Origin of the sequence: Spirosoma sp. 209 (assembly GCF_002006735.1) — a bacterium.
Taxonomy (GTDB): domain Bacteria; phylum Bacteroidota; class Bacteroidia; order Cytophagales; family Spirosomataceae; genus Spirosoma; species Spirosoma sordidisoli.
The window spans coordinates 40,410-61,915 of record NZ_MVEC01000018.1; the positions used below are offsets into that span (position 1 = coordinate 40,410).

The 21,506-nt window shown below is 52.0% G+C and carries 18 protein-coding genes; 9 read left to right on the forward strand and 9 right to left on the reverse strand.

The genetic code is table 11. The features are described 5' to 3' along the window. Nucleotides 1–10 precede the first annotated feature (10 nt). From B1C80_RS22970 to B1C80_RS22985, 4 genes are all read left to right on the forward strand, one after another. Entirely contained in the window at nucleotides 11–1,822 is a 1,812-nt protein-coding gene (locus tag B1C80_RS22970) for an ABC transporter substrate-binding protein (protein WP_077923569.1), read from the forward strand. A 66-nt stretch (nucleotides 1,823–1,888) separates the two neighbouring features. Next, nucleotides 1,889–3,181 carry a glutamate-1-semialdehyde 2,1-aminomutase gene (gene hemL, locus B1C80_RS22975; RefSeq protein WP_077923570.1) on the forward strand — a complete coding sequence of 431 codons (1,293 nt, stop codon included), beginning with the start codon at nucleotides 1,889–1,891 and terminating at the stop codon, nucleotides 3,179–3,181. Nucleotides 3,182–3,241: 60 nt separating this feature from the next. Next, complete coding sequence (locus tag B1C80_RS22980; protein WP_077923571.1) at nucleotides 3,242–4,270, forward strand: glycosyltransferase family 2 protein; 1,029 nt, start codon at nucleotides 3,242–3,244, stop codon at nucleotides 4,268–4,270. Between the two features lie 73 nt (nucleotides 4,271–4,343). Next, nucleotides 4,344–4,691 carry a hypothetical protein gene (locus B1C80_RS22985; protein WP_077923572.1) on the forward strand — a complete coding sequence of 116 codons (348 nt, stop codon included), beginning with the start codon at nucleotides 4,344–4,346 and terminating at the stop codon, nucleotides 4,689–4,691. Between the two features lie 21 nt (nucleotides 4,692–4,712). Here B1C80_RS22985 and B1C80_RS28565 read toward each other — a convergent pair whose 3' ends face one another. Both B1C80_RS28565 and B1C80_RS22990 read right to left on the reverse strand, forming a co-directional pair. Beyond that, nucleotides 4,713–4,865 carry a hypothetical protein gene (locus B1C80_RS28565; RefSeq protein WP_165358882.1) on the reverse strand — a complete coding sequence of 51 codons (153 nt, stop codon included), beginning with the start codon at nucleotides 4,863–4,865 and terminating at the stop codon, nucleotides 4,713–4,715. 128 nt (nucleotides 4,866–4,993) lie between these two features. Then, nucleotides 4,994–5,191 carry a hypothetical protein gene (locus B1C80_RS22990; RefSeq protein ID WP_077923573.1) on the reverse strand — a complete coding sequence of 66 codons (198 nt, stop codon included), beginning with the start codon at nucleotides 5,189–5,191 and terminating at the stop codon, nucleotides 4,994–4,996. On the opposite strand from B1C80_RS22990, the gene hisS reads away from it, so the two are divergent. Further along, on the forward strand, nucleotides 5,182–6,558 hold the full coding sequence (gene hisS, locus B1C80_RS22995; protein ID WP_077923574.1) for a histidine--tRNA ligase: 1,377 nt from the start codon (nucleotides 5,182–5,184) through the stop codon (nucleotides 6,556–6,558). The genes B1C80_RS22990 and hisS overlap by 10 nt on opposite strands. On the opposite strand, the gene B1C80_RS23000 is transcribed toward hisS, so the two are convergent. The 4 genes from B1C80_RS23000 to B1C80_RS23015 form a co-directional block, all read right to left on the reverse strand. Then, nucleotides 6,555–7,520 carry a sensor histidine kinase gene (locus tag B1C80_RS23000; protein WP_236648900.1) on the reverse strand — a complete coding sequence of 322 codons (966 nt, stop codon included), beginning with the start codon at nucleotides 7,518–7,520 and terminating at the stop codon, nucleotides 6,555–6,557. The genes hisS and B1C80_RS23000 overlap by 4 nt on opposite strands. Before the next feature lie 323 nt (nucleotides 7,521–7,843). Beyond that, complete coding sequence (gene cobA, locus B1C80_RS23005) at nucleotides 7,844–8,602, reverse strand: uroporphyrinogen-III C-methyltransferase (RefSeq protein ID WP_077923576.1); 759 nt, start codon at nucleotides 8,600–8,602, stop codon at nucleotides 7,844–7,846. Between the two features lie 78 nt (nucleotides 8,603–8,680). After that, nucleotides 8,681–10,831 carry a nitrite/sulfite reductase gene (locus B1C80_RS23010; protein ID WP_077923577.1) on the reverse strand — a complete coding sequence of 717 codons (2,151 nt, stop codon included), beginning with the start codon at nucleotides 10,829–10,831 and terminating at the stop codon, nucleotides 8,681–8,683. A 275-nt stretch (nucleotides 10,832–11,106) separates the two neighbouring features. Continuing rightward, nucleotides 11,107–11,355: a hypothetical protein gene (locus B1C80_RS23015; protein ID WP_077923578.1), complete on the reverse strand. Its 249-nt coding sequence runs from the start codon at nucleotides 11,353–11,355 to the stop codon at nucleotides 11,107–11,109. Nucleotides 11,356–11,396: 41 nt separating this feature from the next. Between B1C80_RS23015 and B1C80_RS23020 the strand changes: the two genes are divergently transcribed. The 3 genes from B1C80_RS23020 to B1C80_RS23030 all read left to right on the forward strand — a co-directional run bounded on the left by B1C80_RS23020 (nucleotide 11,397) and on the right by B1C80_RS23030 (nucleotide 16,962). Next, complete coding sequence (locus tag B1C80_RS23020) at nucleotides 11,397–12,515, forward strand: tetratricopeptide repeat protein (protein ID WP_077923579.1); 1,119 nt, start codon at nucleotides 11,397–11,399, stop codon at nucleotides 12,513–12,515. 321 nt (nucleotides 12,516–12,836) lie between these two features. Next, complete coding sequence (gene gyrA, locus B1C80_RS23025; protein WP_077923580.1) at nucleotides 12,837–15,350, forward strand: DNA gyrase subunit A; 2,514 nt, start codon at nucleotides 12,837–12,839, stop codon at nucleotides 15,348–15,350. A 151-nt stretch (nucleotides 15,351–15,501) separates the two neighbouring features. Next, nucleotides 15,502–16,962, forward strand: coding sequence for a tetratricopeptide repeat protein (locus tag B1C80_RS23030; protein WP_077923581.1), 1,461 nt, complete (start codon nucleotides 15,502–15,504; stop codon nucleotides 16,960–16,962). Between the two features lie 249 nt (nucleotides 16,963–17,211). Here the strand turns inward: B1C80_RS23030 and B1C80_RS23035 are convergent, their stop codons facing one another. Together B1C80_RS23035 and B1C80_RS23040 are read right to left on the reverse strand one after the other, a co-directional pair. Continuing rightward, nucleotides 17,212–17,733 (reverse strand): helix-turn-helix transcriptional regulator, encoded by a 522-nt coding sequence (locus tag B1C80_RS23035; protein ID WP_077923582.1) that lies wholly within the window; start codon nucleotides 17,731–17,733, stop codon nucleotides 17,212–17,214. 204 nt (nucleotides 17,734–17,937) lie between these two features. Beyond that, nucleotides 17,938–18,753, reverse strand: a complete 816-nt coding sequence (locus tag B1C80_RS23040) for a 2,3,4,5-tetrahydropyridine-2,6-dicarboxylate N-succinyltransferase (protein ID WP_077923583.1) — start codon at nucleotides 18,751–18,753, stop codon at nucleotides 17,938–17,940. A gap of 1,000 nt (nucleotides 18,754–19,753) precedes the next feature. On the opposite strand from B1C80_RS23040, the gene gap reads away from it, so the two are divergent. Further along, a complete protein-coding gene (gene gap, locus B1C80_RS23045; RefSeq protein ID WP_077923611.1) occupies nucleotides 19,754–20,746 on the forward strand; it encodes a type I glyceraldehyde-3-phosphate dehydrogenase in 993 nt (330 codons plus the stop codon). A gap of 103 nt (nucleotides 20,747–20,849) precedes the next feature. Here the strand turns inward: gap and trmB are convergent, their stop codons facing one another. Continuing rightward, on the reverse strand, nucleotides 20,850–21,506 hold the full coding sequence (gene trmB, locus B1C80_RS23050; RefSeq protein ID WP_077923584.1) for a tRNA (guanosine(46)-N7)-methyltransferase TrmB: 657 nt from the start codon (nucleotides 21,504–21,506) through the stop codon (nucleotides 20,850–20,852).

The window sequence follows — 21,506 nt, forward strand, 5'->3', positions numbered from 1 at the left end:
TGCCACGACTATGAACCCAAAACTCCGTTGGCTTATACTAGGGCTGATTGGCCTGATCGGGCTGCTTCCCGGCTGGACGGCCATGGCGCAGGTGCCTGCCGACTTGCAGAAGCGCTACAAAGCGGCCGTTAGCCAACTACAGCGGAGCGAGTACAACCAGGCTAAATCGGAGCTGAGCGCGATCATACAGCGGGGAGGCCCCCTGGCGCCCTATGCTCATTACTACTGGTCGATAGCCGCGTTTCGACAGCGCGACTTCAGCCAAAGCCGGCTGATGCTGAAGCAACTCACGAGCCGCTTTCCTGATTGGCGCAAGATCGATGACGCCCAGTATCTGCTGGCCGCTATCGCTATGGAAACTGGTCAGTATGAAGAAGGGCTGACCAACCTGCAGCGGATTGGTGATCCCGGTCTGCGGGCCGATGCCAGTAAACTGGAACAGTATTTTCTGAGTCGGATAACCGACCTGAACCGATTAAAGCAGATGCATCGGGAGTTTCCGGAAAACAGGGCCATTGCCCTAAACCTGATTGACCTGATCCAGCGAACCTCTACCGATAAAGACGATCTGGAGTTGTCGGACCGGCTGACAAACCGCTTTGGTCTACCGGCAACCACGTCCGCCCAGCCCGCAGCGCCTGTTGCCAACCGACCAGCCTCGTCGGCTACGCCCCCCGCCACGACCCGTCCGACGCGGCCCAAAGGCTATTATAACGTAGCCGTAATGCTGCCTTTCCGACTCGATGAGTTCGATGCGGGCAAGCGACTACGCTCCAATCAGTACGTTTTCGATCTGTACAATGGCATCAAGCTGGCGAAGGAGAAACTGCAGGAAGAAGGCATAACGGTTAATCTCTTTGCCTACGATATTGAGAACGACGCCAACAAAACGCTAGAACTGGTGAACAGTCCGGCCTTCTCCCAAACGGATCTGATCGTTGGCCCTCTCTATGCCGAGCCGAACCGGATTGCATCAGCTTACGCCAATCAGAACAACATCGTACTGCTCAATCCCATTGCGACCAGTAGTGAGTTGATTGCCAACCAGCCTATGTCATTTCTAGTGCAGCCGTCGCTGGCGCGCCAGGCCCAGCAGGTGGCCGACTTCATCCGTCAGCCCGGCCGGCCGGCTACTGAAACGGGGACCCGCCGGGTGGCCATCTATTTCGGTTCTGCCCGAAAAGATTCGTTGCTGGCAGCTTCGTACCGGGATGAACTGAAACGGCAGAACTATCAGGTGGTCGATTTTCAACGGGTAGCTGGTTCGGCGCAGACAATGGCCAGCCTGATGCTGTCGGCCAATGCGTCGGTGTCGGCCCGCCCCTCGTCCAGCTCGGTCAGCACACCTGCCAGTCTGCCGACTGTATCGCTGAATCACGTGTTTTTGGCCAGCAGCAACGATGAAGATGGGCCGAAGCTGCTTGATGCGCTATCCCGCCGACGGGTATCCGGCTCTCTAATTGCCACATCTGCAGCATTCGATTATTACCGCAACACCCTCTCTACCTTTACCCGCCGGAGCCTGTACCTGCTGTATCCAGATTTTATCGATACCAGCCGCGACATCGTGACCAATTTCGGCGCCGACTATCTGGCCAGCCGGAATACCATTCCCTCAGTATTTGCCAGCCAGGGGTATGACATGATGTTATTTTTTGGGCGTCACCTAGCCCGCAATGGCGGGCAGATCCGGAACCGGTCTGCCCTGCGCTCGGATACGGATGATTATCTGCTATCGGGTTTCGATTATAGCAGAAGCAATGACAATCAGATCGTTCCGATCGTGCGGTACGAGGGCGGGCGGTTCGTGAAAATTAATTAGTAGCAGCCTCCGCTCAGGATACGCCTGAGCGGCTGGCCGGCTACCCGCGTTTACCTAGCTAGTGATATGACAACGAGTCAACAACTGTTCGAGAAAGCTAAAGAATTGATACCTGGTGGGGTAAACTCGCCCGTTCGCGCGTTTCGGGCGGTGGGCGGAAGTCCCCTCTTCATTAAGTCGGCTAAAGGCCCTTACATCTATGATGAGGACGGTCGGTCGTACATCGAGCTGATCAACTCCTGGGGACCTATGATACTTGGCCACGCGTTTGAGCCCGTCGAACAGGCCGTTCGTGATGCCATACAACACTCATTCTCGTTTGGGGCACCTACCCGGAAAGAGGTAGAAATGGCCGAACTGATCATCAGTATGGTTCCGTCGGTCGAGAAAGTAAGAATGGTCAACTCCGGAACGGAAGCGACCATGGCTGCCATTCGGGTGGCGCGTGGTTTTACCGGCCGCGACAAGATCATCAAGTTTGAAGGCTGTTACCACGGCCACGGCGACTCGTTTCTGATCGCTGCCGGCAGTGGCGCCATGACCATGGGCGTGCCTGATTCGCCGGGGGTGACCAAAGCCACAGCCGCCGACACGCTGACCGCTCCTTATAATGATCTGGCCGCTGTTGAGGTCCTGCTGGAGAATAACCACAACCAGGTAGCGGCCCTGATTCTGGAGCCCGTGGTCGGCAATATGGGTTGTGTGCTGCCCGAACCCGGGTTTCTGGAAGGTATCCGCTCGCTTTGCGACAAGCACGGGGTCGTGCTGATTTTCGATGAGGTGATGACGGGATTCCGGCTCGCCAGGGGCGGAGCCCAGGAGCGATTTGGTATAACCCCTGACCTGACAACGATGGGTAAAATCATTGGGGGGGGGATGCCGGTAGGCGCCTACGGAGGCCGACGGGACATCATGGATATGGTATCGCCCGCCGGACCGGTCTACCAGGCCGGTACCCTATCCGGCAACCCGATTGCCATGTCGGCCGGGTTGGCCATGCTGCGTCATCTGAACGACAACCCGGGGGTCTATTCGCGGCTGGAGGAGATCGGTACCAAACTCCATACCGGTTTCAGCAACAGCCTGGCCAAGCTCGGGTTGCCGTTTACCATCAACCAGATCGGCTCCATGTTCACCCTGTTTATGACTGAGCGGTCGGTGTCTAACTTCGCCGATGCCAAAACGTGTGACCTGCCGCTGTTTGGCCGGTATTTTCACGCTATGCTCGAACGGGGAGTTTATCTGGCCCCATCGCAGTTCGAAAGCCTGTTTGTGTCGGTGGCGCTGACCGACGAGCTGATCGATCAGGTGATCCAGGCCAACGAAGAAAGTCTGACCGTCGCCCTGACGAACGCTTAATGGGGGACTGAGTGGCCCCCAACCGGTGGGTCACTCAGCCGCGCACCAGCCTGAACCGACATGTATTTTTCCGTTATCATCCCCATCTTCAACCGCCCCGATGAGTTGCGGGAGCTGCTAGAAAGCTTAACGAAGCAGACATATACCCACTTTGAGGTGCTGGTCATTGAAGACGGTTCGGTATCCAAAGCCGATGGGGTGGTAGCCGATTTTGCCGACCGGCTGAACGTGCGGTATTACTCTAAACCAAATTCCGGGCAGGGCTTTACCCGAAACTACGGGTTTGAGCGGGCCACCGGAGACTATTTCATTATATTCGATTCCGATGCGCTGATTCCTCCCCATTATTTCTCGGTGGTGAATGAGCGTTTACAGGCCGGCCAGACCCAGCCGGGACGGCCTTCACTGGATGCCTACGGTGGTCCGGATGCGGCTCACCCGGATTTCACCCCGATCCAGAAGGCGATCAGTTACTCGATGACCTCCCCGTTTACCACCGGAGGCATCCGGGGAAGCAAAAAAAATCTGGGAGGTACCTTTCACCCCCGCAGTTTCAACATGGGTCTGTCGCGGCAGGTCTGGGAGAAGACCGGGGGGTATCGCCTGAGCCGGATGGGGGAGGACATCGAATTCGCCATTCGGATCATTGAATCGGGCTTCACGACCGGTCTGATCCCTGAGGCATTTATTTATCACAAACGGCGTACGAGTTTCGGACAGTTTTTTCGGCAACTTCGGTTTTTTGGCCGCGCCCGGATCAATATCTCCCGCTATTACCCGGCCGAGCTGAAGCTGGTTCACACGTTTCCGGCTTTGTTTACCCTGTTTCTGGCGTCAATACCAGTATGGGCCCTGATCAGCCCGGTCCCGTTCGGGCTGGCGGTTGGGGTGCTGGTACTGTTCTCCCTGCTTGTTTTCATAGACGGGACCCGGCAGCAGAAAAGCATCCAGGTAGGCGCCTTGAGTGTTCTGGCGGCTTTTGTCCAGTTGACCGGTTATGGCATCGGGTTCCTGAGCGAAGGCTGGAAGCGACTTCGGGAACCCAGAGAATTCAGGGAGACCGGCGCATCGATCGACTACCCATCCTAAGATGTTAAGCCAATGTTAACAAAATAAACGGCTCTCCGTTGTAGATTTACCCCTCCGATAGAGACGTATATACATGGCTAAAATCCCCCCACCACCGGGTCGTCGGTTAGTCAACCGGATGACCACCCGAACCAAATGGTTACTGCTGGCTCCTATTAGTCTGGCGTTGATCGGGGCCGGGCTGTGTGTGGTCAGCGAAGCCGGTTATGCCAAACATACCGGTGCGCCCTTCAGACAGTGGTTTCTGTGGGGCGCCTATGGGCTTATCCTAGTCAACGGTGGGTTGTCGTTGTTTGGGCAGGCGGTCCGCTTTCGGGTGCAGCTCGACTATCGCCGGTTTGTGCGCCGTGAACTGAAAAAGCGGGATCAGCGGGGGGGGAGCAAAAAACGAAAAACCTCATCCGGTCGGGATGAGGTCTGATTCCGTACTGCGAAAAGAACCTTAGGCTTTCTTCTCAGCAAACGATGCCTTGATGGCTTCGATGTCAACGTTCTTGATCGTTGGCTTACGCAGCAGTTGTTTGATGGCGTTGGTTTTGTTATTGGCAATAGCCCGGTTCTTCCGGCCTTTGCGCTTCAGTTCTGTAATTGCCATGACGGTATACCTGTATTTTTTAGTCAGTTCCTGAATTCAGACCGCAAAAGTAAGGAATTTTACGACAGCAAAACAGGTTTCGGCTGTATTTATTGGCCTGTTTGGCAAGTAATACCCGGTATGGCTTATCATGCCGTATCGCCATCGGCCAGCTTGTTTCCACGCATCTCCTCCAGGTATTCAATAGATGTACCTTTTGTCAGCCTGGTCCGGTGGCCGAAAATACGCCGGGGGCGCGTATAGACATGACCGGAGCGGGTGATGGTTATGGCCGACCAGGATAGACTGGTTGGAACGGCTGTTGTACCTTTGCGGTATGAAACCATCCCTCGTTAAAGGAACACGTGACTTTGGGCCGGAGCAGATGAGCAAACGGCTGTTTATATTCGATACAATCCGGGCAACCTTCAAGCGGTTTGGATTTCTGCCGCTCGAAACGCCCGCCATGGAAAACCTGTCTACGCTCACCGGCAAATACGGCGATGAAGGTGACCAACTCTTATTCAAGATTCTGAACTCAGGCGATTTTGCGGCCGGCCTGACCGCTGACGGAGCCGATCAGCTGCCCCTCCATTCAAAAGCCCTGTTACCCCGAATAGCCGAAAAAGGCCTGCGGTACGATCTGACCGTTCCCTTTGCCCGTTACGTGGTCATGAACCGGCACGCGCTGGCCCTCCCGTTTAAGCGGTACCAAATGCAGCCGGTTTGGCGCGCCGATCGTCCCCAGAAAGGCCGGTACCGGGAGTTTTACCAGTGCGATGCCGATGTGGTCGGTACCGATTCGCTGCTGTGCGAAGCCGAAATTGTGCTGATGGTGCACGAAGTGATGCGTAACCTCGGCATCGAGCAGTTTGCCTTGAAAGTCAACAACCGGAAAATTCTGACCGGAATTGCCGAGATGATCGGTATGCCGGGGCAGGAGGGAGCGCTGGCCGTCGCGATCGATAAGCTGGATAAGATCGGTCAGGAGAAGGTGCTGGACGAACTTCGTGGACGGGGCTTTTCGGAGGAGTCCCTGACTGCACTCATGCCCATCTTTTCGGTGGAGGGGAGCACGGACGCGGTGCTGGCCAGGCTGAAAGAATGGCTTGCCTCGTCCGAAACCGCGCAGCGGGGCATTGCCGAGTTACAGGAAACGCTGCAACTGGTCAGTCAGTATGGTCTCGACCAGTCGAAAACCGAACTCGACGTCACCCTGGCGCGTGGCCTATCCTACTATACCGGGGCTATTTTTGAAGTTAAAGCGCTGGGCGTTTCGATTGGCAGCATCAGCGGAGGGGGACGGTACGATAACCTGACCAGCGCATTCGGCACCTCGGAACGGCTGTCGGGGGTGGGTATCTCCTTTGGCGTCGATCGGATCTACGATGTCATGGAAGAGCTTAGCCTGTTCCCGGCCGATGCGGGGCAGGGTACGGCCGTGCTGCTGGTTCCGTTCGACGCCGATGGCCGCGCTGTAGCCTTACCGCTATTAAATCAACTTCGGCAAGCCGACACGTCGGCCGAGATGTACCCCGATCTGGCCAAGGTTAAGAAGATGCTCGATTACGCCAACGCCAAGCGGATTCCGCTGGTCGTTCTGATCGGCTCAGAAGAAGTGCAGACGGGGCAGCTTACGCTAAAAAACATGCTGACCGGCGTCCAGGAGAAACTGACCGCCGATGAGCTGATTGCGTTCGTAACCAGGAGCTAAGCTGGATAGACAGAATCTCCCTGGTAAACGGCAGCCTGAACGGGCTCGTTCAGGAGGGGAAGCAGGACGGTGAAATAGCCGTCTCTATCCTGAACGATAATATCGGTCTGGGTCAGCATCCGGTATTTAGCCGCGATATTGGTCAGGCCGATGCCCGTGCTGCTGACCCATCGGTTTTTGCGTTGCAGGTTGTTCCGGACCCGAAGCTGCCCCGCGTCCGTGGTGCTGATCTCAATGAACAGGGGCTGGTCGGGCAGAACGATGTTATGCTTTACGGCATTTTCGACCAGTAGCTGTAAGGTGAGCGGGGGGAGTGAACTGGACAGGTACGGATCGGCTACGGCTATACGTACGTCGATGCCTGTGCCATGGCGCGTCCTGAGCAGGTTCGTATACGACTCGATAAACGTTAGCTCGGTGCCGAGGGTAATCAGCTCTCGGTCGTTGGCCTGTAGCAGATACCGGTAGATGGAAGATAATTCGTCGACAAACCGGCTGGCCTGAGCGGGTGACTCGTCAATCAATACCGACAGGGTATTGAGAGAATTAAACAGAAAATGGGGGTTGACCTGGCTTTTGAGTGAGTTGAAGCGGCTTTGCCACTGGGATTTAATCAGGTCTTCTTTCTCAATACAGGTTTCCCGCCATTGGCGAACAACATACAGGCCTTCGTAGATACTGAAATACACGACATGGTAAAAGAGCTGGATCCCCAGCGACGTGGTGTAGTCCACCAGACCGAGCCAGAGCGTGGTGCGGGAGCCCAGCAGCAGGTGGACACCAAACCGAAAAAAAACGGCCGCGTTAACCAGTATGGGAGCTATCAACAGCAGCATAATCAGCCTTTGCCGGGTCTGTTCCAGCCCTGGAAACTCCTGTTGCATCCGTAAAACGACCCAACGGCTGATCTGCCAGAACAGGTAACCCGCTGCCAGACCTACCAGCGTAGCGTGGAGGAGCAACGATGAAGAGGCTTCCAGCCAAAAAGAAAGCCTAAAAAAGACAGTGCCAAATAAAAATAACAGCGCAGGGCCTAACCAACGGAGGTAGGCGTCATGAATGCGTATCATACCAGAGAGTCTCCGGAAATGAGTTCAGGATTAGGTATAAAAAAGAGTAGTTGGCTCAGCGTCAGCTTGTATTGCGGCTAAAGGTACTAATATGTCTACAATTCTACTAGTGTAAAAACTGAAGAAGTATACCAACGGTTAACCTACTGTGTCAACGGTAAAAAAAAGCCGTATGGTTTCGAAACCATACGGCTTTTTACTTGTATTTATGGCGGTTACGCCTGAGTAGGCAGCGCCAGCTCATGAACCTGTTTGTGCCAGCCGGCTACTGGCAAACCTGCTACCTCGCCCAGTACAATGACGGCCGGATTGCCGATTCCTTCCGTTTGTACCTGCTCCTGAATGGTCGATACCCGACCCGCTACCATCCGTTCATCAGGGGTCGTGCCATTCTGGATGATGACGACCGGTAGTTCCGCTTTGCCGATTGACTCGTACAGCGCTACTATTTTGGCAAGCTGGTGCATACCCATCAGTACGATTACGGTAGCCGACGACTGGGCCGCCAGCTGCATATCGCGGGAAAGCTGGCCATCTTTTGTAGTGCCGGTAACAACCCAGAAGCTTTCCGATACGCCCCGGTTCGTCAGCGGTACCCCGGCCGAGGCTGGAACTGAATAACTACTCGAGATGCCGGGCACGATGGCGACGTCAAGCCCGTGCTGGCTGGCGTAATCGGCTTCTTCATAACCCCGCCCAAACACGAATGGATCTCCGCCTTTCAGTCGGACAACATGCCCATACTGGCGGGCATAATGAACGATCAGCGGATTGATGTCTTCCTGCATACAACTGTAGGCCCCTTTCCGCTTGCCTACGTATACCTTGAGGGCAGCCGGTTTGCAGTAGTCGAGCAACTCCGGAGCAACCAGCGCATCGTACATGACTACGTCGGCCGCCTGTAGGGCCTTGATGGCTTTCAGGGTAATCAGATCGGGATCGCCGGGACCCGCGCCAACCAGGGTAAGTTTCATATCAATAAGGGACAAGTCGTGTAAAGAATCGACTGATGAAGCGGGCTCATCCCCCTGCTTCTTCGCGCGCACGTTGATTTAGCTGTCTTTAGCCTGAACCAGTTCCTGAAGTTCGGGCATTCCTTCCCGCTCAATCTGGACGTCGCGGTAGGCTTGTACCGCCTTCAGGAAGATGTCGGCATCCGTCATAAACTGGGTGGCAAAGGCCTCGGAAGGCTCCTGCTTGTTAATGCTGAACACCCGACTTTTGAAATCGCCTTCGGCTGGGTGAAAGCCAGGTTCACCCGCAAACGTTTTGTCGAAGTCGCTGACAATACCGTGCTGGGTATTCGTGGGGATATCCCGGCTCATCAAGGCTGCTTTGGCACCGGTGATGAACACGTTATAAGCATGATATACGGCGTCGGCCCATCGGCTGTCGTGGTACGCTTCCCGAGCCCATTCCATTTTTTCAGCCGCTTCGGTCAGCGTGGTAGCAACCAGGTCAATAAGCACACTGGCACACTCGCCTACGCCAACTTCGGTAACGTACTGTTCCGTATGGTCCCAGTCAATGTAATCGGTATCGACCAGGGTTTTCAGATCGGCCAGGGGCTTGAGCAACTGATAAAAATAGTTTTTACCCTGACGCGCGTAATAATCGCTATAGTACTCGCCGTCGAAACCATTGGCTTCATAGTCGCGCAGAAGCAGCCGGAGGGAGTCAGGTCCGCGTTTGGAAGGAATCTTGATGACTTTATCCCCAATCAGTCCTTCGCCCTTGCCGTTGAAGCCACCACCCAGCAATACCTGCAGGGCTGGCAACACGTACGCTCCATTTTTCAGCGATGAGCCGTGGTACCCGATATTGGCGACCGAGTGCTGTCCACAGCCGTTCATACAGCCCGAAATCTTGATCTTGATATCGTCATTGAAGACCAGATCCGGGAATTCGTCGTGCATCATCTGCTCCAGAGCGCGGGTAATGCCGTAGCTGCTCGAGATGGCCAGGTTACAGGTGTCGGTGCCGGGGCAGGTCGTAATATCGGCCGTGGTGTCAAAACCGGGCGTGGCCAGTCCCAGCGTGCTAAGGGCCGTGAACACCGCGGGCAGGTCGGTGGGGCGGATATACCGAAGCAGATACCCCTGGTTTACAGTAACCCGAATGTCATCGGCTGCATACTGCCTGACCACACTGGCCAGCGCACGGGCCGTGTCTGAATTCATATCCCCCAGCAGTACCCGGAGCTGTACGGCATACCAGCCAGCCTGCTTCTGTTCAAAGACGTTGGTCTTGAACCAGGTGGCATAGGCCGGATTAGAAGCAAGTATCGCTTCGTGTGCCGACAAATCAGGAGCGGGGAGGTCCTCGGGTAGTACGGGTGACTGCTCAGTGGCATCAATGGTGTAGACCTTGTTGCGGAGGGCTGGTGTTTCTTCATCCACCCGCCGAAGCAGCTCGTCCAGGCCAATGTCGTTGAGGAGGTACTTCATACGGGCTTTGTGGCGTTTGACACGCTCTCCATACCGGTCGAATACCCGGATAACCCCTTCGATGAAGGGAATGGTCCGGTCCTCTTCCAGGAACTCATAGGCGGTCTGAGCCGGAAAGGGCTGAGCCCCCAGGCCACCGCCCAGCATCACTTTAAACCCTCGTTTGCCGTCCTGAAGGCGGGGAATGAGTCCCACATCATGCATGTAGCCGTAAGCCGAATCCTTTTCACTCGACGACAGGGATATCTTAAACTTACGACCCATATCCTGACAGATCGGATTCCGCAGAAAGTAGTCGAAAATAGCGTAGGCGTAGGGAGTTATGTCGAACGGCTCGTCGGGGTCGATGCCGGCGCGGGCCGACCCGGTCACGTTGCGTACCGTATTGCCACAGGCTTCTTTCAGGGTAATACTAGCGTCTTCGAGGTCGGCCCACAGCTGGGGCGAGTCGGCCAGTTTGACGAAGTGGAGCTGGATATCCTGACGGGTTGTAGCGTGCAGATTACCGGTCGCATACTGATCCGACAGATCAGCGATCCGAACCAGCTGATTAGCGGTAATGCGGCCATGGGGCAGTTTGATCCGGATCATCTGCACGCCGGGCTGACGCTGACCGTATACGCCCCGCGTCAGTCGAAACTTCCGGAAGGCTTCGTCGGCAATATCCCCCGATTGGAACGAACGGATTCTCCGGTCCAGATCGAGTATGTCGCGCCGGGCGGCAGAACTAACGTTGTCGGTGAGCTGAATAGACATAAGGTATATTGTCTATAGAATTAAAAGACTATTTAAGTAAAACGAAACGCCGGTGATCATCGGCGTGTGTCGGGTGAATGGGATCTACAATACTAAATAAAATAGGGAAGGGTATGGTTCAGAATTCGCCCAACTATTGGTTATGGTCTATAAAAACAGGTTATCAGTGTCGTGATACCGTCGCGTCGCTGTACAGGTAGATATGAGAAGACTACCTGTGTCCGCTCACAGAGAGGGCGGGGCAATCGACCCGGGCCGAGTGGCTGATCGTCAGGTTAAAACACCTCATTCCGTTCGCCGGTAGCCTGCCAGTCGGTGTCCATGTCGGCAAAACGTTGAGTCACCCGATTCAGAAAGTCCGTATCCAGCATCTGAAGCACATCGGCACTGTCGGCAACGTCCATTTCGCTTACCTTGTATGTTTGTTCATAAGGTCCTGCCTCTATTTTGAGGATATATTTGCCATTCCAGGCGTAGAGGCCTATTCGAAACTGCGGGTGGGGAATGTCCTGAACGAAACGCATGTTGAGGGCTAATAAGCGTACTGTTTACGTAACATCAACCAATGACGACGCAAATCAGTTTACCAACCGATTCATCAATTCAAGAGGGGCAGACGGCAAAAGAACAGACAGGACGCCCGGCCCGGCTGCAATATGCACGATATACACTGTTCCTGTTGCTGCTCGTACTAGCTGTCGGTTCGGGCTGCTCGGACAGTAACGCCGACGAAGCGGCTCAGTTTTTTCTGCGTGGAAACCTGCAACTCCAGAAGCGCGAATACCGGGAAGCCATACGCTATTATACAGAAGCGCTCGACAAAAAGCCCGATTTTGCCGATGCGTACAACAATAGAGGCCTGGCGAAATATCGGAACGGCGATCGGGAAGGGGCCCTGGCCGATTACAACCGCGCCATTGATACCGACCCTGACTTCGGCGCTACCTACCTGAACCGGGCTGAGGTGCGGCTCGAAACCGGTGATGCCGCCGGGAGCCTGGCCGATCTGCAACGGATCGAGCGGGAATACAAAGACTCTTCGTTTTACCAGGTCCGACTCGCCGATAGTTACGTTCGACTCAACAAACCGGCTCCCGCCCAGGCTGCTTACGACCGGGCCGTACAACTCGATCCAAAAAATGCGGAAGCCCTCACCAATCGGGGTGCCCTGCTGTACAGCCAGAAAGCCTATGAACAGGCCGAATCGGATATTCGTCAGGCGCTGCTGCTCAACCCTAAGCAGGATGCCGCTCTGAACAACCTGAGTCTGCTGCTGGCCAGGGCTGAGAACTATACCGATGCGCTGACGTACGTGGATCGGGCGCTGCTGGTGCAGCCTGACCAGCCCTATTACCTGAACAATAAAGCCTATCTGTTGCTGATGCTGAACCGGAGTGAGGAGGCCCTGCCGCTCGTGCAGGAATCGCTGCGGCTGGATCCCGATAATGCCTGGGCTCACCGAACCACTGGTATTTACTACCTGAACCGGCAGGAAGGCGTAAAAGCACTGGCGTCTTTTCGGCAGGCCGAGCGACTGGATGCATCGGTTGATGACCTGTATTATTACCTCGGTCAGGCCGAGCAGGCGAGTGGTAACCGGCAAGCGGCCTGCGAAGCGTGGCAACGGGGCGAATCGGCCGGGGATCTGCGGGCGGGTGCGGAACGTAGAAAACAATGTATTTGATCTTTTTCAGTACCAATTGGCTGGTCCTCAAACGGCTATGTAAAAACATGGGCTCATCCCATAAAACTAGCTGCGTACAGCGTTTTCTGTGCTGTGTTTGTCTTGAAATAGAATTGTATTTGATCTGGAATAGGAGAGGGGCCGTCGAGGGGTTGGTCAGCTGTTTCGCATCGGGTTCATATGGGGCTTTTACCGTCGTTTTTGGCCGTTTTGCCGGTATTGTTTCCTTTTGATGCGAAAAATTTGTATATTTGTCTATACAGCGGCTCATGCGCAGGGTGTGGGCCGGAATAGTAATTTTCTGCGAAATATACTGAACACATGGCGGAAGAAAATCCCGACCTCGAATCACCCAGTAACATCATTCCCATTAACATTGAGGACGAAATGCGTGGTGCCTACATCGACTATTCGATGTCGGTTATCATTTCGCGTGCTCTGCCCGACGTTCGTGACGGTCTGAAACCGGTGCATCGCCGGGTTCTGTTTGGTATGGCGGAACTGGGAGTCAATTACAACAAGCCACACAAGAAATCGGCCCGTATCGTTGGAGAGGTACTTGGTAAATACCATCCGCATGGTGACTCGTCGGTTTATGATACCATGGTCCGGATGGCCCAGGACTGGTCGCTGCGGTATCCGCTCGTCGACGGTCAGGGAAACTTCGGTTCCATCGACGGCGATTCGCCGGCCGCCATGCGGTATACGGAGGCCCGGCTGAAGCGAATTGCCGACGAGATCCTGTCGGACATATACAAGGAAACGGTCGATTTTCAGCCCAACTTTGACGACTCGCTGGAAGAACCGAGCGTTATGCCCGCCAAACTCCCCAACCTGCTGTTGAACGGTTCGTCGGGGATTGCTGTCGGGATGGCCACAAACATGGCTCCGCACAACCTGACCGAAGTGGTAGACGGAATCATTGCGTATCTGGACGATCAGGATATTTCGATCGAAGACCTGATGCAGCACGTGAAAGCCCCTGACTTCCCGACGGGAGCTACCATTTACGGCATGGAAGGGGTGAAGTCGGCCTATAAAACCGGGCGGGGCCGCGTAGTGATGCGGGCCAATGCAACGATTGAAGAGAATCGGGGCAAAACCCAGATCATCGTTTCCGATGTACCCTACATGGTCAATAAGGCGGTTATGCTCGAGAAAACCGCTGAGTTGATCAACGATAAAAAAATCGAAGGGATCAGCGCCTTCCGTGACGAGTCGGACCGGGATGGCCTTCGGGTGGTCTATGACCTGCGGAAAGATGCTATTCCCAACGTAGTACTCAACAACCTCTATAAGCATACGGCCCTTCAGTCGTCGTTCAGCATCAACAACGTAGCCCTCGTAAAAGGACGGCCTATGCTGCTGAACCTGAAGGACATGATGCGGTACTATGTCGAACACCGTTTCGAGGTGGTAACCCGCCGGACTCAGTACGAACTGCGTGAAGCCGAAAAACGGGCTCACATTCTGGAAGGCCTGCTGATTGCGCTCGACAACATCGACGCCGTGATTGAGCTGATCCGTTCCTCGCGTGATCCCGAAATTGCCCGTACGGGTCTGATGGAGCGTTTCTCGCTGAGCGATGTGCAGGCGAAGGCTATTCTGGAAATGCGGTTACAGCGTTTGACCGGTCTGGAGCGGGATAAGCTGCAGGCCGAGTACGACGAACTGATGCAGGAGATTGCCGGTCTGAAAGAGATTCTGGCCAGCGAAGATCGCAAGCGTCAGGTCATCAAAGAAGAGCTGCTCGATATCCGGGCTCGTTATGGGGATCCGCGTCGTACTGAAATCAACCCGCTGGGCGACGGAAACATCAGCGATCTGTCTTTGATTGCCGATGACGATATGGTCATCACCATTTCGCACGAAGGGTACATCAAACGGACGCCAACGACCGAGTACCGCTCGCAGAGCCGGGGTGGGGTGGGTGCCAAAGCCGCCGTGACCAAGGAAGAAGACTTTACCGAGCATCTCTTCACGGCCACGATGCACAATACCCTGCTGGCGTTTACCCAGAAAGGCAGACTGTACTGGTTACCGGTATACGAACTGCCCGAAGGATCGCGTACGTCGAAAGGACGGCCGCTGGCCAACTTTATCAATATCGAATCAGACGATAAGGTGCGCGCGGTAATCAACGTGACCGATCTGAAGAATGAGGACTACATCAACAATAACTACATTGTGATGTGTACGCGGCAGGGCACGATCAAAAAGACCATGCTCGAAGCGTATTCCCGGCCGCGCCAGAACGGTATTATTGCCATTACCATCGATGAGGATGATCAGCTGATCGGCGTCTGTATGACCAATGGCGATAACGACATCGTGATTGCGTCAAGTGCCGGCAAAGCGGTTCGTTTCCACGAGAGCCGGGTACGGCCCATGGGTCGTACGGCTACCGGTGTGCGCGGTATCTCGCTCGACGATGAGGATACGACTGATCACGTGGTCGGTATGGTTTGCATCGGTTCTACCGAGGCCCAGCTGTTGGTGGTTTCGGAAAAAGGTTACGGAAAGCGCTCTGAAATCGATGAGTACCGGATTACCAACCGGGGCGCCAAAGGAGTAGGAACTCTGAAGGTGACCGAGAAAGTAGGCCGGCTGGTAGCGATCCTCGATGTGGCAGATAACGACGATTTGATGATCATCAACAAATCAGGTATCGCTATTCGTACCCCAGTGTCTGACATTAGTGTGATCGGGCGGAACACCCAGGGGGTGCGGCTGATTAGCCTGCGTGACGGCGATGCCATTTCGTCTGTCACCAAAATCAAACAGGAAGATGGCGAGGAGGAACCGGCCGTACAGGTAGCGGAAGCCTCTGAATAATTGTATAATTTCCCGGTATACGTTTGTTTGAGCCGCTGGTGCTGGTTGTAATCAATCAGGACCAGCGGCTCAAACAATTCCTGCCCGTCTATGCTTATACGGATTGATTCCGTAATTTCGTTTCTGAAACAAAAACAATCCCAATTAACACATGAAATCAATCTATTTCGTGCTGATGGTTTGCTTTCTCGCTCTTGGTACGCGGGTGCAGGCTCAGCAACAAGGACAGGGCGCTGCATCGGTACTCGATCAGGCTGCTATGGATGCCGTGAAGAAGGATAAGGAAAAGAGTGATAAAGACATCACGGATGCTAAGGCCTCGGCTAAAGCATCAACCTGGATGGACCGGGCCAAAACTTACCAGAGCATAGCTGGCCAGTATATCCGGTTAGATTCTATGGCGGCAACCAAAGCTCAGGAAGCTTACACCAAGGTAGTTGAACTCGATAAGGACAAAAAAGGTGGTCCGGGTCGGCTGGCCAAGGAAGCTCAGGAGGCCATGAAGAGCCAGGCTATGTATGGCGCTTTCATGCAGCAGGGGGTAGCCAAGTTTCAGAATAAGAATTATGCTGAAGCGATGAAGTCGATGCTGATTGCCGGAGAAATCACGCCAACGGATACGCTGGCTCCGCTCTACACGGCTATTGCTGCTCAGCAGATCAAAGACAATGCTACCGCCAAAACGCAGCTGGAAAAATACATGACCGCCGGCGGTAAGGATGCTACCATTTATGGCTCGCTGGCTATGCTGTACCGCGCCGATAACGAGATTGACAAAGCACTGGCTACCCTGGATAAAGGTATTGCCATGGCACCTACCAACAAGGACCTGTCAAACGAGCGGATCAACATCATGCTGGCGACGAACCGGATCGACGAAGCTATTGAAGGCTACAAGCAACTGGTACAACGGGAGCCAAACAATGCGCAGAACATCGCTAACCTGGGTATTCTGTACGATAATGCAGCCAACGGCATGCAGACCGAAATCCGGAAACTGTCGGAAGAGACCAAAAAAGGGGGTGATATAACCAAGAAACTGGCGGCTCAGAAAGACGCACTTGACGCGATCAACGGCGAGATTACCCGGCTTACGGCTAAGGTAAAGAAAGAGCCCAAGAACGCCGATGCCAAGCGTCAGCTGGCCGACGTAACTAAGCGTCAAGCTGATACGAAAGCTGCTTTGGCGCAACTGGAAACCCAGGCTAAAGAAGAGGCTGCCAAAAGCTCAAGCACCGCCGGCAACGAAGCGAAGCTGGCCGACCTGATTAAGAAAAACGCCGATCAGCGGGCGCTGGCCAAAGAGAGCTACATGAAAGCGCTCGCCATCGATCCGGCTAACTACGACGCTAATTTCAACCTGGGCGTGGCTTATTTCAACGACGGGGTTGAAATGAAGAAAGCTGTTGACGGTATGGATATGGCTGAGTACAATAAACGTGGTAAAGAAGTTGACGGCCGTGTTTGCGGTAAATTCAAACAGGCGCTTCCATATTTCCAGAAAGCTAAAAGCGTGAAGGAAGAAGCGGATCTGGTCGAAAACCTGACCAACCTGGAGAATATCCTGAAACAGTATGAAGAGCGCAAGATCGTTTGCGTAGAAAGCAAATAAGCTGAAATAGGTAAGGGCTGGCCATAGACCAGCCCTTATTTAGAAATCATTACTTAACATAATATAAATTATACAACAAATTGAGAGACCGTAATCCACAGCCTGTCCACAAGTTATCCACGTGGAACGTTAATGTACTGCTTTACAAAGACTTAGGCTTTTTTTAGTCAAAATTGCCCTTGAAAGGCAGTAGAGGGCGTTTTTGAGTCTAAAATAAAGGGTTACTTCAAGCCGAAGCACTGGACTAATCTAAGCGGGTGTGTATTCCCGAAATGATCCATCGCTGTAAAAAATCAAAATTCGTTCTACTTTCTTCACCACAGCACCGGCCGTAGAATCGACTGAATCTGCAACCGGATCTGGGACAGAAATGTCAGGCGGTGCAGCCGCAATTTCGTGGCGCTGGGTGCGGATCGGTGCTACTGACGCCAGACGTGCTGGAGACGAATAAACCGGGCCTGAGTTACCTTGTCGGGATTCGTACCGGTTGTCGCCCGATGAAGCTGGGACGGGCTGAGGATTTAAATACCGGGATGTTGAGGTTGACTGGGCTGGAGTTGGTGCAGGTTGGTTGTCTTCCTCCATAATCCATTCATAGCCCAGCTCAGGAAAGCGACGGATTATTTTCTGAATAATATCAAAACTAGGTCTATTCCGACCCGACAGAATATGGGATATACTCGATCGCTGCACACCAATTTCGTCAGCAAAATAAGACGGGGTGAAGTTACGCTCGATCAGAATCTGTTTAATCTTGTCATTTATGTTCATATCGTTACAGGAAAGCTGATATGTTACAAACATAAATAAATTACTTATAAATGTAAAACACTTTGGTCAATTTACGCAAAAATACACTATTGTAAATAGTGTATTTTTGCGTAAATTGACCAAAGTGTAAATGATATATGTGAATTTACTGAATGAATTACAAATGGATACCACGAATCTCTCGTTCAGCTTTCACACCATTATTTATACACTGACATTATTTTCCCGGAGCGCTTCATTAAGGGATGTCTTCAGGTCAGTAGACGGCTTCCGCTGGCCGATAATCATGGCACAGGGAACGTAAAACTCCCCTGCTGGGAATCGTTTAGCAAAGCTCCCTGGAATAACTACTGAGTTAGCCGGGACAAAACCTGTATACTCAACGGGCTCGTTGCCTGTGATATCAATAATTTTAGAGGAGCCGGTGATCGTGACGCCAGCCCCCAGAACGGCTCGTTTGCCAATGTGAGCGCCTTCCACAACAATACAGCGGGAGCCGATAAAAGCGCCATCTTCTACGATGACGGGTGCTGCCTGCGGTGGCTCGAGCACACCACCGATTCCTACTCCACCACTTAGATGAACGTCTTTGCCAATCTGAGCACAGCTTCCGACAGTAGCCCAGGTATCGACCATGGTCCGCTCATCTACGTATGCACCAATATTAACGTAGGATGGCATAAGTATAACGCCGGGAGCCTGGTAAGAGCCGTAACGGGCAACTGCCGGCGGTACTACGCGAACCTGACGCTGGCTGTAGTCAGTTTTTAGAGGAATCTTGTCATGAAACGAAAAAATTCCGACTTCCTCGGGTTTCATGGACTGGCTGACAAAATAGAGTAGTATGGCTTTTTTTACCCACTCGTTGACCACCCACGCCCCTTCTTCTGTGGAAGATGGTTCGGCTACGCGGAGCTCTCCCCTATCTAATTGGGCAATTACACTACGGATGCTTACTAGTGATTCTGGTTGAGCCAGTAAAGTTCGATCAGCCCAGATTTCTTCGACTAATTGCTTCATTAATTTAAAGTAAAGGTTCACTAAACAGATTATAACTTGTTGAATATCATGACTAATTAGTTAGGTGCCGAATAATGTTCTGTGAGCTATTTATATTATAGTTTTATCTTCTATTCTCTCTTCAAATGTAATGATCAGAATCTTATATCTGAAATATATGTCTTTAATTTTTTAAAACGATCTGTGTTGCGATGAGGAATAACATACACGAGAATAGAGGCTACAATTTATCAATGCAAAGTCGATGCCATAGGTTGTTGCCGGCTTTTTTTAAATGAGAGTGGGTAGTCAGCTCCAGTACATGACTGTACGATCTCGCTTGGTTCAGAAGTGTAATAGACTTATTCAGCCTAACATAAAATGTTACTGTCGCTGTGGCAGCTTACGCGTATAAGACCGGTTCTGTTGTACGACTGAATACGCGTAAGCTGCCACAGCAGAATATAAGCATAATGAAACGATTGAAATAGTATCACTAGCCTGGAAATACGAGTATCATAGTAGCGGTGTCTTATAAAATGAATTGCGTTTAACTATTCTATAGAAAGTAGTTTTAATAGTTGTTTGGGTCGTTGCTGACAATCCAAATGCAGCAACGAGTATTTTTTCTACAAGAGTGTGGCGAAACCGAATAAAAGTGATTTCATAAAGTGATGTATTTCACTCCTATTGTTATACAGCACGGCTTAAAAACAACTTAGCAGCAATACTAAAAACAATATTAGTAAATTAGCAACAAATTGATAAAAATTAGTTATTTTTAGTATTATTATAGTATATTGCCAATATTTGTAGTAATTACACCCCTATTTGCTACAGATTATTAGTATATTAGCGCTTATTTGCTAAATTATTTACTAACAATCGTATTTTGCTAAAATTAAGATTGTGTTTTACTAATTCATGGCGTTTAGTATTCCTCTGCTCTATCTTGATTCAAACTCGGGGATTTTTTATTTAATCAGTATATTTGACCCCGAAAACTAACATCTATCAGTTCATGGAAAAAATACGCGTTGCCATTAATGGCTTTGGTAGAATCGGTCGTTTATCCTTCCGACGGTTGATCGAGAAAGATAACATTGAAGTAGTGGCCATAAATGACCTTACAGATAATGCTACACTTGCTCATCTTCTGAAATACGACTCGGTTCATGGCCGTTTTTCGGGCGACATATCGTCAGACAGCGAAAGTATAACCGTAAACGGTAAACGAATCAATGCCTACGCCGAACGTGATCCTAAAAATCTTCCCTGGAAGCAACTGGAAATTGACGTAGTTCTGGAGTCAACCGGCCGTTTTGTTGATGAGGCTGGCGCGGGCATGCACCTGCAGGCTGGTTGTAAAAAAGTAATCATCTCAGCGCCTGCTAAAGGAAATATTCCAACTGTGGTATTAGGCGTAAACGACGATACGCTTACGGGTGACGAAACCATTATTTCAAACGCTTCGTGTACGACGAACTGCCTTGCTCCGATGGCAAAGGTACTTGACGACGTATTCGGAATCGAGAAAGGTTACATGACTACGATCCACGCTTATACAGCAGACCAGAACCTGCAGGACGCTCCCCATTCTGACCTACGTCGGGCCCGGGCTGCCGCTCTGTCAATCGTGCCAACCTCGACTGGTGCTGCCAAAGCAGTTGGTCTCGTATTACCTCAGCTAAAAGGGAAACTCGATGGCAATGCCATGCGGGTACCTACGCCAGATGGTTCATTGACAGACCTGACGGTCATCCTGAAAAAAGAAGCGTCGGTTGAGGAGATCAATAATGCGCTGAAAGCTGCTTCGGAAGGCCCACTAAAAGGAATCCTTGAGTACTCAACCGATGAGATTGTATCGATCGATATCATTGGCAACCCTCACTCCTGTATTTTTGATTCAAAGTTGACGACCGTAAATGGCACACTAGCTAAGGTAGTAGGCTGGTATGACAATGAGTTTGGGTACTCTAGCCGAGTAGCGGATCTAATCGCAAAGTTGTTCTAGACTAACAATTGTAAACATTAAACCCTGCATTGTTAAACTGTAAACTGTTTAACAATGCAGGGTTTTTATTTGTAAATAGTATTGTAGATAGTATAAATGTAAATTACGATCTCCTGCATTGTAAATAGTTAATTGTAAATCCCTTGTCAAAAAACAACTGCTCATATTTTGTTTTGATATTCATATGGATTGCGTTCAGCGCTGACTGGTAGAGATCTGTTGTATATTGTAAATCGGCAAATCCGTTCTGCCCAATTACTTCCAGGCTGTACGCAAATAGCTCGGGATTATCCGTTTTAAGGTGCAGCGTTCCCTCCTGGACTAGAATAGTCTTGTATAAGTCCAGAAACCGCGGATGGGTTAACCGATGCTTTTCCTGCTTAGGCCGTGGTTGCGGGTCAGGAAATGTGATCCAGATCTCGTTAACCTCACCCGCGGAAAAGAACTCAAGCAGAAAGTTTATATCGGTGCGCAGAAAGGCCACGTTTTGTAAATTCAGCTCCAGAGCCGCTTGTGAACCACGCGCTATTCTATCGCCTTTAATATCGACACCAATAAAGTTCATGGCCGGGTAAGCCTGTGCCAGGCCAACGGTGTATTCGCCTTTCCCACAGGCCAACTCCAGAACAATCGGGTTGTTATTGTTAAAATAGCGGCTGCGCCAGTTGCCTTTGATTATTTTGTACAACGGTTTACCAACTTCAATGACGTTATGGCTTTCTGCGTTTTGCAGAAAGCGATGTTGCTTGCGACGAGTCAC

Bases quoted from the DNA above. Each gene is read 5' to 3' on its own strand.
- B1C80_RS22990 (WP_077923573.1), bottom strand. From the start codon at position 5,191: ATGGTTTCATACCGCAAAGGTACAACAGCCGTTCCAACCAGTCTATCC.
- gyrA (WP_077923580.1), top strand. From the start codon at position 12,837: ATGGCGGAAGAAAATCCCGACCTCGAATCACCCAGTAACATCATTCCC.
- hemL (WP_077923570.1), top strand. From the start codon at position 1,889: ATGACAACGAGTCAACAACTGTTCGAGAAAGCTAAAGAATTGATACCT.
- B1C80_RS22980 (WP_077923571.1), top strand. From the start codon at position 3,242: ATGTATTTTTCCGTTATCATCCCCATCTTCAACCGCCCCGATGAGTTG.
- B1C80_RS23035 (WP_077923582.1), bottom strand. From the start codon at position 17,733: ATGAACATAAATGACAAGATTAAACAGATTCTGATCGAGCGTAACTTC.
- hisS (WP_077923574.1), top strand. From the start codon at position 5,182: ATGAAACCATCCCTCGTTAAAGGAACACGTGACTTTGGGCCGGAGCAG.
- B1C80_RS22985 (WP_077923572.1), top strand. From the start codon at position 4,344: ATGGCTAAAATCCCCCCACCACCGGGTCGTCGGTTAGTCAACCGGATG.
- B1C80_RS28565 (WP_165358882.1), bottom strand. From the start codon at position 4,865: ATGGCAATTACAGAACTGAAGCGCAAAGGCCGGAAGAACCGGGCTATT.
- gap (WP_077923611.1), top strand. From the start codon at position 19,754: ATGGAAAAAATACGCGTTGCCATTAATGGCTTTGGTAGAATCGGTCGT.
- cobA (WP_077923576.1), bottom strand. From the start codon at position 8,602: ATGAAACTTACCCTGGTTGGCGCGGGTCCCGGCGATCCCGATCTGATT.
- B1C80_RS23010 (WP_077923577.1), bottom strand. From the start codon at position 10,831: ATGTCTATTCAGCTCACCGACAACGTTAGTTCTGCCGCCCGGCGCGAC.
- B1C80_RS23020 (WP_077923579.1), top strand. From the start codon at position 11,397: ATGACGACGCAAATCAGTTTACCAACCGATTCATCAATTCAAGAGGGG.
- B1C80_RS23030 (WP_077923581.1), top strand. From the start codon at position 15,502: ATGAAATCAATCTATTTCGTGCTGATGGTTTGCTTTCTCGCTCTTGGT.
- B1C80_RS23040 (WP_077923583.1), bottom strand. From the start codon at position 18,753: ATGAAGCAATTAGTCGAAGAAATCTGGGCTGATCGAACTTTACTGGCT.
- B1C80_RS22970 (WP_077923569.1), top strand. From the start codon at position 11: ATGAACCCAAAACTCCGTTGGCTTATACTAGGGCTGATTGGCCTGATC.
- B1C80_RS23015 (WP_077923578.1), bottom strand. From the start codon at position 11,355: ATGCGTTTCGTTCAGGACATTCCCCACCCGCAGTTTCGAATAGGCCTC.